Origin of the sequence: Mesorhizobium sp. L-8-10 (genome assembly GCF_016756635.1) — a bacterium.
Lineage (GTDB): Bacteria > Pseudomonadota > Alphaproteobacteria > Rhizobiales > Rhizobiaceae.
Genome location: NZ_AP023263.1, coordinates 8,390,488 through 8,406,295, shown reverse-complemented (window position 1 = coordinate 8,406,295; position 15,808 = coordinate 8,390,488). Strand labels below are relative to the sequence as shown.

Annotated in this window: 16 protein-coding genes; 8 read left to right on the top strand and 8 right to left on the bottom strand. The window is 65.2% G+C overall.

The window, feature by feature from the left end; translation table 11 throughout:
- Window positions 1–182 precede the first annotated feature (182 nt).
- Entirely contained in the window at window positions 183–2,165 is a 1,983-nt protein-coding gene (locus JN280_RS38885; RefSeq protein ID WP_202309464.1) for a PhoX family protein, read from the top strand.
- An 88-nt stretch (window positions 2,166–2,253) separates the two neighbouring features.
- Here the strand turns inward: JN280_RS38885 and JN280_RS38880 are convergent, their stop codons facing one another.
- Entirely contained in the window at window positions 2,254–2,724 is a 471-nt protein-coding gene (locus tag JN280_RS38880; protein WP_202309463.1) for a CYTH domain-containing protein, read from the bottom strand.
- A 101-nt stretch (window positions 2,725–2,825) separates the two neighbouring features.
- Here JN280_RS38880 and JN280_RS38875 point away from each other — a divergent pair, with 101 nt between their 5' ends.
- The 4 genes from JN280_RS38875 to JN280_RS38860 all read left to right on the top strand — a co-directional run bounded on the left by JN280_RS38875 (window position 2,826) and on the right by JN280_RS38860 (window position 6,619).
- On the top strand, window positions 2,826–3,488 hold the full coding sequence (locus JN280_RS38875; RefSeq protein WP_202309462.1) for a CerR family C-terminal domain-containing protein: 663 nt from the start codon (window positions 2,826–2,828) through the stop codon (window positions 3,486–3,488).
- Entirely contained in the window at window positions 3,485–4,426 is a 942-nt protein-coding gene (locus tag JN280_RS38870; protein WP_202309461.1) for an HlyD family secretion protein, read from the top strand. The genes JN280_RS38875 and JN280_RS38870 overlap by 4 nt, the downstream gene beginning before the upstream one ends.
- A 127-nt stretch (window positions 4,427–4,553) precedes the next feature.
- Window positions 4,554–5,471, top strand: a complete 918-nt coding sequence (locus JN280_RS38865; RefSeq protein ID WP_202309460.1) for an ABC transporter ATP-binding protein — start codon at window positions 4,554–4,556, stop codon at window positions 5,469–5,471.
- Entirely contained in the window at window positions 5,468–6,619 is a 1,152-nt protein-coding gene (locus JN280_RS38860; protein ID WP_202309459.1) for an ABC transporter permease, read from the top strand. Before JN280_RS38865 ends, JN280_RS38860 begins: the two co-directional genes overlap by 4 nt.
- 10 nt (window positions 6,620–6,629) lie before the next feature.
- Here the strand turns inward: JN280_RS38860 and ligD are convergent, their stop codons facing one another.
- Entirely contained in the window at window positions 6,630–9,143 is a 2,514-nt protein-coding gene (ligD, locus tag JN280_RS38855; protein WP_202309458.1) for a DNA ligase D, read from the bottom strand.
- Between the two features lie 4 nt (window positions 9,144–9,147).
- Window positions 9,148–10,011: a non-homologous end joining protein Ku gene (gene ku / locus JN280_RS38850; RefSeq protein ID WP_202309457.1), complete on the bottom strand. Its 864-nt coding sequence runs from the start codon at window positions 10,009–10,011 to the stop codon at window positions 9,148–9,150.
- 209 nt (window positions 10,012–10,220) lie between these two features.
- On the opposite strand from ku, the gene mbfA reads away from it, so the two are divergent.
- Window positions 10,221–11,204, top strand: a complete 984-nt coding sequence (gene mbfA, locus JN280_RS38845; RefSeq protein WP_202309456.1) for an iron exporter MbfA — start codon at window positions 10,221–10,223, stop codon at window positions 11,202–11,204.
- 15 nt (window positions 11,205–11,219) lie between these two features.
- Here mbfA and JN280_RS38840 read toward each other — a convergent pair whose 3' ends face one another.
- From JN280_RS38840 to JN280_RS38830, 3 genes are all read right to left on the bottom strand, one after another.
- A complete protein-coding gene (locus tag JN280_RS38840) occupies window positions 11,220–11,564 on the bottom strand; it encodes an antibiotic biosynthesis monooxygenase family protein (RefSeq protein WP_202309455.1) in 345 nt (114 codons plus the stop codon).
- A complete protein-coding gene (locus JN280_RS38835) occupies window positions 11,561–11,893 on the bottom strand; it encodes an NIPSNAP family protein (protein WP_202309454.1) in 333 nt (110 codons plus the stop codon). Before JN280_RS38835 ends, JN280_RS38840 begins: the two co-directional genes overlap by 4 nt.
- Before the next feature lie 86 nt (window positions 11,894–11,979).
- On the bottom strand, window positions 11,980–12,201 hold the full coding sequence (locus JN280_RS38830) for a DUF1127 domain-containing protein (RefSeq protein ID WP_202309453.1): 222 nt from the start codon (window positions 12,199–12,201) through the stop codon (window positions 11,980–11,982).
- Between the two features lie 68 nt (window positions 12,202–12,269).
- Here JN280_RS38830 and JN280_RS38825 point away from each other — a divergent pair, with 68 nt between their 5' ends.
- A complete protein-coding gene (locus JN280_RS38825) occupies window positions 12,270–12,950 on the top strand; it encodes an ArsR/SmtB family transcription factor (RefSeq protein ID WP_202309452.1) in 681 nt (226 codons plus the stop codon).
- Window positions 12,951–13,174: 224 nt separating this feature from the next.
- Window positions 13,175–13,330: a hypothetical protein gene (locus JN280_RS38820; protein ID WP_202309451.1), complete on the top strand. Its 156-nt coding sequence runs from the start codon at window positions 13,175–13,177 to the stop codon at window positions 13,328–13,330.
- Here the strand turns inward: JN280_RS38820 and JN280_RS38815 are convergent.
- Window positions 13,324–13,692 carry a DUF1850 domain-containing protein gene (locus JN280_RS38815; protein ID WP_202309450.1) on the bottom strand — a complete coding sequence of 123 codons (369 nt, stop codon included), beginning with the start codon at window positions 13,690–13,692 and terminating at the stop codon, window positions 13,324–13,326. The genes JN280_RS38820 and JN280_RS38815 overlap by 7 nt on opposite strands.
- The gene (locus JN280_RS38810; protein WP_202309449.1) at window positions 13,689–15,788 is read right to left on the bottom strand and encodes a TRAP transporter permease; all 2,100 of its coding nucleotides are present in this window, start codon (window positions 15,786–15,788) and stop codon (window positions 13,689–13,691) included. Before JN280_RS38810 ends, JN280_RS38815 begins: the two co-directional genes overlap by 4 nt.
- Window positions 15,789–15,808: the final 20 nt, after the last annotated feature.

Below are 15,808 nucleotides of genomic sequence, written 5' to 3'. Positions count from 1 at the left end.
GTGTGTGACATCGCCGGCGAAATTATTCCGGAAGGCGACGTTGGTAGGCGATGACGCGATCGTGTTTCCGCAGGGCTTCCGCGCTCCGCTTTTCCGTCATCAAACTGTCAATGCCCGCCTTTATGCCGACCCCGAAACGCCCGCCGGGCGCTTCTACCCAGACATCGGAGAGGTCGAGGCAAATGAGCAAGCATCCGCACGAATTCCGCACCAGCCTGCTGGAAGAGAATGACGGTCCCGGCCACAATCCCACGGCGAACCCGACCATGGGCGAGATCATCGCCACGCGGTTCTCGCGTCGCGCGCTGCTGAAAGGCTCGCTCGCCGTCTCGGCGATCGCCGCGACCGTGTCGCCGATCGCCCTGATCACCGCCGACAATGCCCGCGCCGAAGGCGGCTCGGCCTTCACCTTCGCCGAAGTCGAGGCCGGCATCGACGAAAACCACCACGTTGCCGAAGGCTATGACGCGGACGTGCTTCTGCGCTGGGGCGATGCGGTGCTGGCGGACGCGCCGGAGTTCGATCCGAAGAACCAGACCGCCGAAGCCCAGGCCAAGCAGTTCGGCTACAACAATGACTATGTCGGCTTCATTCCGATCGATGGCTCGGCGACGCACGGCCTGCTGGTGGTCAACCACGAATACACCAACGAGCACCTGATGTTCCCCGGCATCGTCACGATCGCCGAAGGCAAGGTGAAGGTCGCCGACGCCGACCAGAAGCGCGTCGACATCGAGATGGCCGCCCATGGTGGCACCATCGTCGAGATCCGCAAGGTGGACGGCAAGTGGCAGGTCGTACGCGACGGCAAGCTCAACCGGCGCATCACCGCTGCCACCGAGATGGAGCTCACCGGCCCCGTCGCCGGCCATGACAGGGTGAAGACCAACGCCGACCAGACCGGCACCAGGGTGATCGGCACCGTCAACAACTGCGCCGGCGGCGTGACCCCCTGGGGCACCTACATCATGGCCGAGGAGAATTTCCACGGCTACTTCATCGGCGAACTGCCGGCCGGCCATGCAGAGGCCGCCAACTACGAACGCCTCGGGATTCCCGAGGGCGCCTATTCCTGGGGCCAGTTCTACGACCGCTACGACATCTCGAAGGAGCCGAACGAGCCGAACCGTTTCGGCTGGATCGTCGAGGTCGACGTCGAGGATCCGACGTCGGCGCCGAAGAAGCGCACCGCGCTCGGCCGCTTCAAGCACGAGGGGGCCGAGTCGATCGTCGCCAAGGACGGACGCGTCGTCTTCTATCTCGGCGATGACGAGCGCTTCGACTATGTCTACAAATTCGTGACGGCCGGCACCTACAATCCGTCGGACCGCGCCGCCAACATGACGCTGCTCGACGAGGGCACGCTTTTTGTCGCCAGGTTCTCCGAGGACGGCAGCTTCGAATGGATGCCGCTGGTCCACGGCCAGGGCCCGCTGACGGCCGAGAACGGGTTCGACAGCCAGGCCGACGTGCTGATCGAGACCCGCCGCGCGGCGGATCTGCTCGGCGCCACCAAGATGGACCGTCCCGAAGACGTGCAGCCCAACGGCGTCAACGGCAAGGTCTATGTGATGCTGACCAACAACACCAAGCGCAAGGACGAGCAGGTCGATGCCGCCAATCCGCGCGCCAAGAACGCCTTCGGCCACATCATCGAGCTGGCCGAGGAGGGCGGCGACTTCACGGCCGCCAAGGGCAAGTGGGAAGTGCTGCTGAAATGCGGCGATCCCGCCGTCGCCGAAGTCGGGGCGACCTTCTCGACCGGCACCTCGCCCAATGGCTGGTTCGGCATGCCCGACAATTGCGCGGTGGATGCCGCCGGCCGGCTCTGGGTCTCGACCGACGGCAATAGTCCCAAGGCGACCGGGCGCACCGATGGCTTGTGGGCAGTGGACACCGAAGGAGCGGCACGCGCCACTTCCAAGCTGTTCTTCCGCGTGCCCGTCGGCGCCGAACTCTGCGGCCCGCTGTTCACATCAGACGACGAGACCGCTTTCGTGGCGGTCCAGCATCCGGGCGACGGCGGTGAAGACTGGGAGAAATTCGGCCGGCCCTCCTACTACGAGGACCTGTCGACCCGCTGGCCCGACTTCAAGGACGACATGCCGGTTCGGCCGGCCGTTGTCGCCATCACCCGCAAGGGAGGCGGCAAGATCGCGGTCTAGCAACGAGGCGGAAACTAACGGTTTGGGGGCCGTCGCGGTATCGTGGCGGCCTTCATCTTATCGCGGGCCGCCGCATGGCGAGGGAAGCTCACGCGATTAGCGGGCGTCCGTTCACGGCCATCCAGGCATTGTAATAGGGAGGCTCGCCGGTCACTTCGCGTCCGAGCCAGGGCGGGAGGTCGCGATCGGCGACGGCTTCCGGCGTCTCCAGTTCCGCAAGCACGAGGCCAGCCAGGTCGCCGGCAAAGACGTCCACCTCATAGATCCGATCCCGATGCACCACGTGGTGGCGCGTCTTTTCGATCACGTGCCCGACCGCGAAGGCCAGCATCTCCTCGGCGTCCTCGATCGGGATAGCATATTCGAATTCGTCGCGCTCGCGGCCGTGATCGCCGAACTTGAGGGTCAGCATCGCTGAGGCCCCGTCGCGGATACGCACGCGAACGGAACGATCCGCCGAGGCGTCGAGATAGAACTGGCGGATTCGCACCACTTTCCCGACGCCGTCACGCCAGGCATCGTCCCTCACCAGAAACTTCCGTTCGATTTCCTTGGCCATGACGCCGAATAAAGCGTGCCGGGCAGGATCTTGCAACGGCCTTGACTTTAATCAATCGTTTGATTAAACTTGTGCAAGCCGAATTTAGAAGAAGGTTTGCCATGGATCCGGTTCCCGCCACCTCCGCGGAGCAGACGCGCCGGGCGCTTGTGCATGCCGCACTGAGGCTGTTCGGCGCAAAGGGTTTCGACGGCACGTCGACGCGCGACATTGCGTCGGCGGCCAACGCGAATATCGGTTCGATCGCCTATCATTTCGGTGGCAAGGAGGGGCTGCGCGCCGCCTGCGCCGCCTTCATCGTCGAGACCATCCGGTCGATCGCCAGTCAGGCCCTGTCGCCCGGCACGGAAGGGCCGATCGGAAAAGCGGCCGCGGTCGCACAGCTGAACGCGGCGATCGAACGCATGGTGGCTTTCGTGGTCGCGCAGCCGGCGGCGGGAGAGATCGTCCAGTTCGTCCTGCGCGAGCTCGCCCACCCCACCGCGGCGCTCGACACGATCTATGACGGGGTGTTCGAACCCTTGCACAGGCGCCTCTGCGGACTGTGGGCGGAAGCGACCGGCGAAGACGCCGAGAGCGAGGCCACCAAGATCGCGGTCTTCACCATGATCGGGCAGGTCATCTACTTCCGGATCGGACGGGAGGCGGTGCTGCGCCGCATGGGTTGGAAGGAGTTCGGCTCCCAGGAGGTGAGGGAAGTGACCTCGGCGGTCAAGGGCAATCTCGCGGCGATACTGGCCGCGAGGAAGGAACCGGGGCGATGAGCGTGCTGTGTTCGATCCCCTATGTCGCCATGCTGTTTTCAGCCTGCAACCCGGCGCCGCTCGCCGTCGGCTATGTCGAGGGCGACTATGTGCTGCTGGCTCCGATCGACGTGGCGCAGGTGCGCGAGGTTTCGGTCAAGCGCGGCGAGCGGGTCGAGGCCGGGGCGCCGATTGCAGCGCTTGAATCGGACGACGCGACGATCGCCGTGGCGCGTGCCGAGGCGGCGCTCGCCCAGGCCGAGGCGCAACTGGCGGATCTGCAGATCGGTCGCCGGCCGGACGAGATCGCCGTGCTCGAGGCGACGCTTGCCTCGGCCGTCGCGCAGTCCAACGAGGCCAAGCGGGTGCTGGCGCGCGCGGCCGATCTGTTCAAGCGCGGGATTGCCGCGCAAGCGCAGCTCGACGAGGCCAGAACCCAGGCGGAGGTCGCCGAAGCGGCCATAGGCCAGGCCAAGGCCAATCTTGCCGTGGCAAAGCTGCCGGCACGGCCGGAGGCGATAAAGGCGGCCGAGAGCGCGGTGAAACAGGCCCGCGCCGAGCTCGATACGGCGCGCTGGAAACTCAGCCAGCGCTCGATCACGGCGCCAGCCGCCGGGCGGATCGATGATGTCATCCGCAATCCGGGCGACATTGCGGGCCCTGCGGCGCCTGTGGCGTCGATGCTGCCCGACGGAGCGGTGAAGCTGCGCGTCTACATTCCCGAGGCGGCCTTCTCGAAGGTCGAGGTGGGCAAACTGCTCACGGTGAATTGCGACGGTTGCCCTCCGGGGCTCACGGCACGGGTGAGCTACGTCTCGCCCGACCCCGAATTCACGCCGCCGGTGATCTATTCCCTGCAGGCCCGGCAGAAGCTCGTCTATCTGGTCGAAGCCCGGCCGGAAGGCGACGGCAGGAGCCTGCAGCCGGGGCAGATTGTTGATGTGGAGATTAGCGAATAGCGAGTAGCGAATAGGGAAGCGAGATGGAGCTGACGCACGACATGCCCGGAGTACCGGCCGCTGTTCGCTACTCGCTACTCGCTATTCGCTCGTTCTCCATTCGCTCGCGAGCCGAAGGCGCAGCGCCATGAATGCCATCGACGTCCACAATCTCGTCAAGCGCTTCGGCACCAAGACCGTTGTCGATCACGCGTCGATGACCGTCGCCGAGGGTGAGATCGTGGGGTTCCTGGGGCCTAACGGGTCCGGCAAGACGACCACCATCCGCATCATGTGCGGACTGCTGACGCCAGACGAGGGCTATGGAACGGTGCTCGGCTATGATCTGAAGGCAGAGCCGCTGCGCATCAAGCGCGAAGTCGGCTACATGACGCAGAAATTCTCCTTCTACGAAGACCTGACGATCGCAGAGAACCTCGAATTCGTCGCCCGGCTCTACCAGTTGAAGCCGGTCGCGGAGCATGTCGATCGGACGTTGGAGGACCTCGGCCTGGCAACCCGGCGCGACCAGCTCGCCGGGACGCTGTCCGGAGGGTGGAAGCAGCGGCTGGCGCTCGCCGCCTGCATCATGCACAAGCCGCGCCTGCTCCTTCTCGACGAGCCGACAGCCGGTGTCGATCCCAAGGCGCGTCGCGAATTCTGGGACGAGATCCATCGCCTTGCACGCGACGGCCTCACGGTGCTGGTGTCCACGCACTACATGGATGAGGCGGAGCGCTGCCACCGGATCAGTTATATCTCCTACGGTCGCATGCTGGCGACCGGAACCGTCGACGAGGTGATCCGCAACTCCGGCCTGTCGACCTTCGTCATCGAGGGACCGCACCTCGACGAGGTGCAGGCGGCGCTGCAGGGCAAGCCCGGCGTCGAGCAAGTGGCGCCTTTCGGCTCGACGCTGCATGTGGTCGGCTCGGACCGCAAGGCGCTGAAGGCCACGCTGAAGCCGATCGTAAAGCGTGCGGGCACCACGGTGCTGCCTGGTGAAACGAGCCTCGAGGACGTCTTCATCCAGTTCATGGGCGCGTCCAGGGACAACATGGCATGAAACGGAAGGGTTTCCACTCCATCTTCTCCTTTGCCCGTCTCGGCGCGCTGCTGCTGAAGGAGTTCATCCAGATGCGGCGCGACCGCATCACCTTCGCCATGATGCTGGGCGTGCCGCTGATGCAGCTCGTGCTGTTCGGCTTCGCCATCAACAACGACCCGAAGAGCCTGCCGGCCGCCCTGGTGGCGACCAGCAACGACCGCTTCACGCGCGCCATGGTCTCGTCGCTGCAGATGACCGGCTACTACCGCTTCGATCATATCGTGGCGAGCGAGGCCGAGGCCGAGGAACTGATCGCCAGGGGAGATGTCTCCTTCGTGGTGACCATCCCGGCCGATTTCGACCGCAGGGTGGAGCGCAACGAGCATCCGCAGATCCTGATCGAGGCCGACGCGACCGACCCGTCCGTGGCGAGCGGAGCGATCTCGACGCTCGGCACGGTCGCCTCCCAGGCGCTGCTGCGCGAGCAGGGCGTCGAAGCGGTCACGGCCAGGGATGCCGCCAACGCGCTCGAAGTGATCGTGCACCGGCGCTACAATCCGGAAGGCATCTCGCAATACAACATCGTGCCGGGCCTGCTCGGCGTCATCCTGCAGATGACCATGGTGATGATGACGTCCATGGCGCTGACGCGCGAGACCGAGCGCGGCACGATGGAGAACCTGCTCGCAATGCCGGCGAGCCCGTTCGAGATCATGCTGGGCAAGATCCTGCCCTATCTGGTGATCGGCGCCGTGCAGGTGGCGGTGGTGCTCATCGCTTCCAAGCTGCTGTTCGGCGTGCCCTTCGTCGGCTCGCTGACGCTGCTGCTCACTACTGTCCTGATCTTCGTCCTGTCGCTGGTGCTTCTCGGCTACACGATCTCGACGGTCGCCAGGACGCAGATGCAAGCCATGCAGCTCACCTTCTTCTTCTTCCTGCCGTCCATCCTGTTGTCGGGTTTCATGTTCCCCTATCGCGGCATGCCGGGTTGGGCGCAGGTTTTCGGCGAGATTTTCCCCCTCACCCATTTCCTGCGGATCATCCGCGGCGTCATGCTGAAGGGCGCGGACTTCAACGCCATCGCCTCAGAGGTCTGGGCGCTGATGCTCTTCATCGTCATCTTCGCGGCGATGGCGCTGGTTCGGTTCCGCCGTACGCTGGATTGAGGCGCCGGTCTCATCGCCTGTTCAGGGGCTTGCCCTTGTCGAAGAAATCGGCCCAGGGGTCCTTCTTCTGGAGCCATGACCGGGTCCGGGCAGCGCCGATCGTGAAATCGTCCGGGCCGACGCCTTCGGCCACCATCTCCCAGGTAATCGGCATGGCGACGGTCGCGCCTTTCCTGGCGCGGGACGAATAGGGTGCGACGGTGGTCGACCCGCGGCCGTTGCGCAGATAGTCGATGAAGATCCGTCCCTTGCGAGCCTTCTTCGAGAGCGTGGCCGTGTAGCGGTCGGGGGCAGCCTCGGCCAGCGCCTGCGCGAAGTCATGCGCGAAGCCCTTGACGGCGTCCCAATCTGCCTTGGGCTTCAGCGGCACGATCGCATGATAACCCTTGCCGCCCGACGTCTTGACGAAACTGGGCAGGCCGAGGTCGTCGAGCTTTTCTTTCACCTCGAGTGCGGCGCGGCGCACGTCCTCGATGCCGAGGCCCTCGTCGGGGTCGAGGTCGAACACGATCTGGTCGGGCTGCTCGATCTTGTCGATCGTGGCGCCCCAGAGATGGACCTCGACCACGCCATATTGGACCAGCGCGGCAAGTCCGTCGAAATCCCTGATTAAGAGCAACTCCTCGCCGTCTTCCGGATCGGACATCCTGCGGATCGCCTTGTGCATGCCGGGAGAGGCATGTTTCTGGAAGAAGCGCTGCCCTTGGACGCCATCGGGCGCGCGGACGAGCGCCAGGGGGCGATTAATGACGAAGCGTTCCATGCGCGGCCAGACGGCGGCATAGTGGTCGAGCAGATCGGCCTTGGTGATGCCCTCGTCCGGCCAGAGCTCCTTCTCGGGGCTGGAAAGGGCAATGCCGGTCCCGGAGCGGCGACCCGGCTGGCGCGAGCTCTTCTGCTTATCCTCGGCCCTCCGGGCGGCTTTGCCGTCGGCTTCCGGCTTCTCCATGACCACCTCCCTGGCCGGCTGGTCCTCCCGCAACCCCTGGAAAGAAGCATGACGGATGCTGCCGCCCCGTGTCCAGGACCGGAACTCGATTTCGGCGACGAGATCCGGCTCGACCCAGATCACGCCACGCTCGCGCCCGGCGGCGCCGTCATAGGGTGAAGCTTTCGTGCGCAAGGCGTCGAGCCTTTGCTGCAGGTCACGGATGACGCGGTCGGAAAACCCGGTGCCGACGCGGCCGGCGGGACGCAACCTGCCGTCCTCGCGATAGCCCACGAGAAGCGAGCGCAGGCCGCGCGCGGCCTTGTCCGAGGGCACGTAACCCGTGATGACGAATTCCTGACGCATGGTGCATTTCGACTTGATCCAGTCATGGCCACGGCCGCTCCGATAGGGCGCGTCGGCCCGCTTGGAAACGACCCCTTCCAGACCCATGCGACAGGCGTGTTCGAGCACGACATCGCCGGCCTCGGAGAAATGCTCGCTGAAGCGAAGCGGGCCATTTTCATCCTCTCCGGCCAGAAGATCGCGCAGCTTTTCCTTGCGGTAGAATAGCGGCTCGCCCCTGGTGTCGTTGCCATCGAGGGACAGCACGTCGAAGGCGTAGAAGAGCATGCGGCTGGTGCGTCCTTCCGAGAGATCGAGCTGGAGCGAGGAGAATACCGACACGCCGTTCTCGCCCAGCACGACGATCTCGCCGTCGATGAGGGCCGACGCACAATCGAGCTTCGCAAGGGCGGCGGGGATGGTTTTGCCGAAGCGATCGGTCCAGTCCAGCCCGGTGCGGGTGCGGAGTTTCACCTCGTCATCCGCGATTGCGGCCTGGATGCGATAACCGTCGAACTTCACCTCGTGCAGCCACTCGTCGCCGGTGGGCGGCTCGCTTTCCAGCCTCGCAAGGCAGGGCGGGACGAAATCGGGCAGTTCGGCGGCCTTAGGCCGTTTCTTCGGTGAGGCGCGTCGCGTCCCGCCAGCCCTTGCCGGCGTCGCCGCTGCCTTTCCGTTGCCGGCGGCTACCTCCTCGATCGTCCTGCCTGATCTGACCGATCGCGGCTCGTCCTCCAGCACGTCGCCCTTGGCCGAGGCAAAGTCGTCACGCGACTTGATCAGCAGCCAGTTGTCGCGTTTCTCGCCGGAGCGGGGGCGCAGGCGCACGAGATTCCATGCGCCCTTGAGCTTCTCGCCTTTCAATTCGAAGCGCAGATGGCCCTTCTTCATGCCGGCCTCGGGATCGCCCTCCGGTGCCCACGTCCCTTCGTCCCACACGATGACGGGGCCGGCCCCGTACTGGCCTTTCGGGATCATGCCTTCGAAAGAGGCATAGTCGATGGGATGATCCTCGACATGGACGGCAAGCCGCTTTTCGGAAGGATCGAGGCTCGGTCCCCGGGTTACGGCCCAGCTCAACAGCGCGCCGCCAAGCTCGAGCCGCAAATCGTAATGGAGCCTGGTGGCGTCGTGCTTGTGAACCACGAAGGCGAGCTCGGAAGTTTTCGTCTTCGTCCGGCGTCTCTTGCCGGAGGGCTCGCCGGTGATGCGGAAGTTGCGTTTGGCTTTGTATTGCTCGAGGCTGGCCATGACGTCATGCCGATTTGCGCTTGGCGGCGGTCGCCTTGCCGCGCGGTGCCGGACTTCGTTTGGAGGGCTTGCGCGATGCCGCGCGTCCGCCGTCCGCGGCGAGGCTCTTCTTCAGGGCGTCGAAGAGGTCGACGACATTGGAGGGCTTCGGCGCCGCCTTCGAGGGCGGAGCCTTCTTGCCCGACTTCTTCGCTTCGATCAGCGCGAGCAGCGCTTCCTCATAGCGGTCATCGAATTTGGACGGATCGAAGCTGGTCTTCCGCTTCGTGATGATCTGCGTGGCCAGATCGAGCATCTCCTTGTCTATCGTCACGTCCTTGATCTCTCCGAAGACGGTGTCGGGCCTTCGCACCGTGTCGCCGTAGCGAAGCGTCGTCAGGAGCATGCCCTTGTCGAGCGGTTCGAGCACCACCGGACGCTCTCGTCGGAACAGGACGATGCGGGCAAGTGCGGCCATCTTCTTCCGGGCAAGTGCGGCGCGAATAACGCCGAAGGCTTCCTCCGACATCTCGTCGGCGGGTGTGACGTAGTAGGGCGTATCCAGATACACGGCCTCGATCGTCGACTTCTCGACGAAACCGTCGAGGTCGAGCATATGCGAGGACTCGATCTGGACGGCCTCGATCTCGCTCTCCTCGATCTCGACGAATGTGTCGTCGCCGATCTCGTAGCCCTTGATCTCGTGCTTCTCGTCCACCGGCTTGCCGGTTTTGGAATCGACATATTCACGCCGGACGGTGTTTCCGGTAGCGCGGTTGAGGATACGGAACGATACTTTTTCGCTGTGCGTGGTGGCGGCAGTCAGCTCCACGGCGCATGTCACCAGGGACAGCTTCAGATAGCCCTTCCATATCGGGCGAGGGGCCATCAGCAATGTTCCCGCCGGATCTGTTTCGATGATGGCTGCCGTAGGCGTTGCATGACAGGGCCTTTTTCCCGCGAATTGGGCAACGCCTCGGGCCTTTCAAAGTTCCCCGGGGCAAAAAGGTTCTGGGCCAAATCTCCGGGTGAGGTGACGGTTGACGCTGTCCCCGCTGGGGCATAGTTTAGAATCATTCTAAACTAAAGGCCCTCCAAATGCTTTCTCGCGTCTTCGGTTTCGGCCGCCGGTCCTTCGATTCTCTGTCGGAACAGGAAATCCTCGCGCTGGCCATCTCGTCGGAGGAGGACGACGGCCGCATCTATCGCGCCTATGCCGACGGGCTGCGCGACGAGTTCCCTCAATCGGCCAAGGTTTTCGATGGGATGGCCGACGAAGAGGATTCCCATCGCGCGGCGCTGATCGACCTCCATCGCAAGCGGTTCGGCGAGCGCATTCCCTTGATCCGCCGCGAACATGTGCGCGGCTATTACGAGCGCAAGCCCGACTGGCTGGTACGGCCCCTCGGCATCGATCGTGTCCGGCAGCAGGCGGAGGAGATGGAGCGGCAGGCCGAGCGCTTTTATGTCGAGGCGGAGAAACGCGCCTCCGATGCCGCCACGCGCAAGCTGCTGGGGGACCTCGCCATTGCCGAACGCAGCCATGAAACGCTCGCGCGCCGGCTCGGCCAGAAGCATGTGCCCGAGGATGTGCGTTCGGAGGAAGCCGTCAGCGAACGGCGGCAGTTCATCCTGACCTATGTCCAGCCGGGGCTGGCCGGGCTGATGGACGGGTCGGTCTCGACACTTGCCCCCATCTTCGCCGCCGCCTTCGCCACCCAGGACACGTGGCAGACCTTTCTCGTCGGGCTCTCGGCGTCGGTGGGCGCGGGCATCTCCATGGGATTCACCGAGGCGGCGCATGACGACGGCAAGCTCTCCGGCCGCGGCTCTCCGCTGAAACGGGGCCTGTCCTCCGGCATCATGACGGCGATCGGCGGGCTTGGCCACGCACTGCCCTACCTGATCCCGCATTTCTGGACGGCGACATCGGTCGCGGCAGCCGTCGTCTTCGTGGAACTCTGGACGATTGCCTTCATCCAGAACCGCTATATGGAAACGCCTTTCCTCCGCGCAGCCTTCCAGGTCGTGCTCGGCGGAGCGCTGGTGTTCGGCGCGGGGGTGCTGATCGGCAATGCATGACCGCCGGCGATGGCCTCACCCATGCACGGCCCTGCTGTCGTCGGGCGCTTCCTTGCGCTCGCTCAGGCCGTAGTCCCGCACGACATGGGCGATCCGCAGCCGGTAGTCGGCGAAGATGCCGCCGCGTCCTGCGTTCTGGGCGCTCCTGTGCGGCTCGGTATTGCGCCATGCCTTGACCGCCTCCTCGTCGCGCCAGAACGACAGTGAGAGCAGCCTGGAGGGATCGGAGAGGCTCTGGAAACGCTCCACCGAGACGAAGCCGTCGATGCCGTCGAGCAGCGGGCGGAGGTCCGCGGCGATGCCGAGATAGGCGTCGCGCCGGCCGTCCGCCGGCACGACTTCGAAAATGACGGCGATCACGTCGCGCTCCTGCCGGCATGGGGCGCCGAGGCGAGCTTCAGGAAGATGCGATCCTCCCGCAGGATGAACTTTTCGCGCCGCGCGAATTCGTAGTTCTCCTTGCCCAGCGGGTCGGCGGCGAGCCGGGCGCGATAGGTTTCGTAGGCTGCCAGGCTGTCGATGTTGTAGACGCCGTAGGCGGTCGTCGCGGAACCTTCATGCGGTGTGAAATAGCCGATCAGGTCCGCCCCGCAACGCGGGATCGCCTGGCCCCAGTTGCGGGCATAGTCGACGAAGGCTTCCTTTCGGAACGGGTCGATCTCGTAACGGATGAAGCAGGTGACGGTCATGGTTTTCTCCTTTGGTCTTGGCGGCGGCGATGGTTCGACCTTTGTCGAAGCATCGATCCGCGGAGGCGGCTAATCTGGAGCCCGGGTCACTTCCGCCAGAACGGCTTGCCGCATTCGCGGCGCGCTTCCTCCGGCGATCGGCCGATGTCGGCGAGCATGCGTTCGTCGAGCGTGGCGAGATCGCATCGCTGGAGGTGGCGATCGTACCAGCGGGATATGATCGATGCGGCTCGCTTCAGCCGAAGCCTGCGCAGGAAGGAGCGCAGGGGCGGCGCGGAAGCGGGATCGGTGCGGGTGATGGCAGGCATGGCCGGCTCCTTTCGACGACCCGACCATAGGCCTTGCCGGACGAGAATGCTTCGATTATGATCGAACTATGCGTGATGGACCTGACATCGCCCGTATCGCCAGCCTGGTCGGCGATCCCGCCCGCGCCAGCATGCTGACGGCGCTGATGGACGGCGGCGCATTGACCGCCTCCGAACTGGCGCTGGAAGCGGGCGTCGCCTTGCCCACGGCGAGCTCGCACCTTGCCAAGCTTATGGATGGAGGACTGCTGACGCTGAAAGCCCAGGGCCGCCATCGTTACTACGGTCTCGCCGGAGCCGAGGTGGCGGCCATGCTCGAGGCCATCATGGGCGTGGCCGCGAGGTTCGGCCCGAAGCGCACCCGGCCCGGCCCGCGCGACGCAACCATGCGCGAGGCCCGTATCTGCTACGACCATCTGGCCGGCGAGCACGCCGTCGCCATGCTCGACAGTTTCCTGGAGCGCGGCATCGTGGTGCGCGAGGGGGAACGGCTCGGCCTCGGACCGTCCGGTGCAGGCTTCTTCGAAGCCGTGGGCATCGATATCGGAAGCCTCGGCGGTGCGCGTCGGCCGGTCTGCCGCGCCTGCCTCGACTGGAGCGTGCGGCGCTCGCATCTGGCGGGCGCACTCGGCGCGGCGATCTTCGATAGGATCATTGCCCGGAGATGGGCGCGGCGCGAGAAGGAGGGCCGCGCGGTCGTCTTTTCGCCGAAGGGGAAGACCGCCTTCGAGGCGACTTTCCTGCACTGATCGCGCTTCGTTCGCTGGCCGCGCGCAGCCAGCCAGTGTGTCCCAAAAACCACGCTACGAAGAATTAACCCGGCGGCACCACAACGCCGCGAAACTACCCTGTTTCAGCCATGATTCCCCGGCGTTCTGGGCAAAGATTAACATCGCGTTCACCGACGATTCACGTGTGTTCGCTATCATTCGCCTAGGTCGGAAGGGACAGCCGACGGGACAGGGACAAGGCAATGACAATCTGGAGCCGCTTCACGCACTACGCGTCCGCTTTTCGGGAGTTCTTCGCGCCGACATACCGGCCGGAGCGCCACTATATGCGCGGCCCGGGCCCTGCCTGCGCGCGCCGCCGCAACCGCTCGCTCGGGGCGCGGCCGAGCTTTCACTGATCCGACGGGCAGGCCTGCAGGGACACCGGCTCGCCCGCTTCGGCGCCGAGGTCGACACAGGTCCGCCCGGCGCACAGTCTCCAGCCGCTTGTCGTTGCCCCAGAGGCCGCCAGGACCAGGGACGGGCGCGGCGGCAGGTGGGGCACATAAGTCCACCAGCCATCCCGGAACACGGCCCCTTCAGGCGGCTCCATGCCTGCCCCGGAGCCCTTGATACGCGCCGCGATGATCTCGAGGCCAGCTGGTGTGACCTTCCAATCCTCCTCCCACCGCGTCTTCTCGACCGAATGGGTCCAGGAGAGGGTGAAGAATGACGCGGCGAGCACCGTCGTCTTGCCGGCGGCGGCTATGCACAGGCTCATGACGCCACGAGCCGCCGCGCTTGCCACCAATGACGGCCGATCAGCAGCGCCGTGAGCAGGAAGCCGGCCTCGTCGGTGAGCGGCAATGCGAGCACCAGGAGCAGGCCGGCCGCGAGAGTGGCGACGCGTTCCCAGGCAGCCATCGGTGAGACCAGGAAGCCGGTGACGGCAGCGCCCCACAGCACGATGCCGAGGCAGGCCTTGAGGACGATGTATCCGACCTCGACCGGATAGCCGAAGCTCGCGGCAACGGGACCGGCATCCTGCAGCATGAGCGCGGGCGTGTAGACGGCCATGAACGGCACGACGAAGCCGGCGATCGCCAGCTTTGACGCCTGGATGCCGATCTTCAGCCCCGACTCCTTGGCCATCGGCGCCGCGGCGAAGGCGGCCAGCGCCACCGGCGGCGTCAGGTCCGCCATGATGCCGAAATAGAAGACGAACATGTGGCTGACGATGAGCGGCACGCCGAGTTCGAGCAGGGCAGGGCCTGCCAGCGACGATGTGATGATGTAGTTGGGGATGGTCGGGATGCCCATGCCGAGCACGAGACAGGTGAGCATGGTCAGCAGCAGCGACAAGAACAGGCTGCTCTCGCCGATGGAGATGATGAAGCCGATGAAGGTCGAGGCGATGCCGGTCAAGGTCAGCGTGCCGATGACGATGCCGACGATGGCGCAGGCGATGCCGACGGGCAGGGCGTTCTTCGCACCCTCGGCGAGCGAGTCGCGGCAGATCAGCAAGGTTTCCCGGCCGCCCCTGAAGGTCAGGCAAGCGACGACGAGCGCACCGATGACCAGCGCCAGGATGTTGACGCCGTAACGCATGAAGGCCGCGGCGGCGAGGCCGAGCGCGACCCAGAACACGATGCGGAAGGCGAGCGGTCCGATGAGGGCCGCGAGCGGGGTGCCGAGGATAAGCACGACGGTGAGCGCCAGTCCCATCGTGCCGGCAAATATCGGCGTGTAGCCGGCGAAGAGCAGATAGACCAGCGCTGCCAGCGGCAGGACCAGCGGCCAGTGCTGCCTGACCGCGTGCCACGGGTTCGGCAGGCTCGCCTTCTCCATGCCTTTCAGCCTGGCCTTGCCCGCTTCGAGATAGACCATCCAGAAGCAAGTTCCGAAATAGAGCAGCGCCGGGATGATGGCCGCCTTGACGACCTCGGCATAGGGAACGTTGAGCGTCTCGGCCATGATGAAGGCGACGGCGCCCATGACCGGCGGCATGATCTGTCCGCCCATCGACGATGTTGCCTCGACGCCACCGGCAAAGGCCGAACGGAATCCGAATCGTTTCATCAGCGGAATGGTGAACTGGCCGCTGGCAACGACGTTCGCGACGCCGGAACCGGAAATCGTGCCCATCAGGGCCGAGGAGAGCACGCAGACCTGGGCCGGCCCGCCGCGCCAGGAGCCGACGAGACCAAGCGCGAAGTCGTTGAACAGCGCGATCATGCCGGCGCGTTCGAGGAACGCCGCGAACACGACGAAGATGAAGATGTAGGCGGCCGAGACGTAGATCGGCGTGCCGTAGATTCCCTCGGTCCCATAGGCGAAATTCTCGATGATCTGCGCGAGATCGTAGCCGCGATGGATGAGGGGCGGCGGCAAATAGTTGCCGAAGAAGCAATAGGCGAGGAAAAGGCCCGAAATGATCGCCAGCGCCGGGCCCATCAGGCGCCGCGCCGCCTCGAAGACGAGCACGATCAGTATGGCCCCGACGACGAGGTCGCTGGTGGTGAGGAAACCGGTGCGGCGCAGGATCGCCTCGTAGAAGACCCAGTTGTAGACGCCGGTCAGGAACCCGAGCAGGCCGAACGCCCAGAGCACCACCTTGCCGGTGGTCGATCGCGTCCTGAGGTTGGCGAGGAGCCCGAAGCCGAGCAGCAGCAGGAAGCCGACATGCATGGCCCGGATCACCTGGCTGGGCAGGTTGCCGTAGGCTGCCGTATAGAGCTGAAAGGCCGAGAACAGGACGGCGACGGTAAATGCGACCCGGCCGGCAGCACCGGCCCCCCAGCCCTCCGGAAGTCCTTCCGTCAGAATCTCGTCCGGCGCGGCAAGTACGGTCGGGGTGCTACTACGATCTTCAGCCATCGCTTCTCATGCCGCTCTTG

Excerpts from the sequence above, each read along its gene's own strand:
- mbfA (WP_202309456.1), top strand. The coding sequence starts at position 10,221 with ATGCTTTCTCGCGTCTTCGGTTTCGGCCGCCGGTCCTTCGATTCTCTG.
- ku (WP_202309457.1), bottom strand. The coding sequence starts at position 10,011 with ATGGCCCCTCGCCCGATATGGAAGGGCTATCTGAAGCTGTCCCTGGTG.
- JN280_RS38865 (WP_202309460.1), top strand. The coding sequence starts at position 4,554 with ATGAATGCCATCGACGTCCACAATCTCGTCAAGCGCTTCGGCACCAAG.
- JN280_RS38830 (WP_202309453.1), bottom strand. The coding sequence starts at position 12,201 with ATGCCTGCCATCACCCGCACCGATCCCGCTTCCGCGCCGCCCCTGCGC.
- JN280_RS38885 (WP_202309464.1), top strand. The coding sequence starts at position 183 with ATGAGCAAGCATCCGCACGAATTCCGCACCAGCCTGCTGGAAGAGAAT.
- ligD (WP_202309458.1), bottom strand. The coding sequence starts at position 9,143 with ATGGCCAGCCTCGAGCAATACAAAGCCAAACGCAACTTCCGCATCACC.
- JN280_RS38820 (WP_202309451.1), top strand. The coding sequence starts at position 13,175 with ATGACAATCTGGAGCCGCTTCACGCACTACGCGTCCGCTTTTCGGGAG.
- JN280_RS38880 (WP_202309463.1), bottom strand. The coding sequence starts at position 2,724 with ATGGCCAAGGAAATCGAACGGAAGTTTCTGGTGAGGGACGATGCCTGG.
- JN280_RS38810 (WP_202309449.1), bottom strand. The coding sequence starts at position 15,788 with ATGGCTGAAGATCGTAGTAGCACCCCGACCGTACTTGCCGCGCCGGAC.
- JN280_RS38875 (WP_202309462.1), top strand. The coding sequence starts at position 2,826 with ATGGATCCGGTTCCCGCCACCTCCGCGGAGCAGACGCGCCGGGCGCTT.
- JN280_RS38860 (WP_202309459.1), top strand. The coding sequence starts at position 5,468 with ATGAAACGGAAGGGTTTCCACTCCATCTTCTCCTTTGCCCGTCTCGGC.
- JN280_RS38870 (WP_202309461.1), top strand. The coding sequence starts at position 3,485 with ATGAGCGTGCTGTGTTCGATCCCCTATGTCGCCATGCTGTTTTCAGCC.
- JN280_RS38835 (WP_202309454.1), bottom strand. The coding sequence starts at position 11,893 with ATGACCGTCACCTGCTTCATCCGTTACGAGATCGACCCGTTCCGAAAG.
- JN280_RS38815 (WP_202309450.1), bottom strand. The coding sequence starts at position 13,692 with ATGAGCCTGTGCATAGCCGCCGCCGGCAAGACGACGGTGCTCGCCGCG.
- JN280_RS38825 (WP_202309452.1), top strand. The coding sequence starts at position 12,270 with ATGCGTGATGGACCTGACATCGCCCGTATCGCCAGCCTGGTCGGCGAT.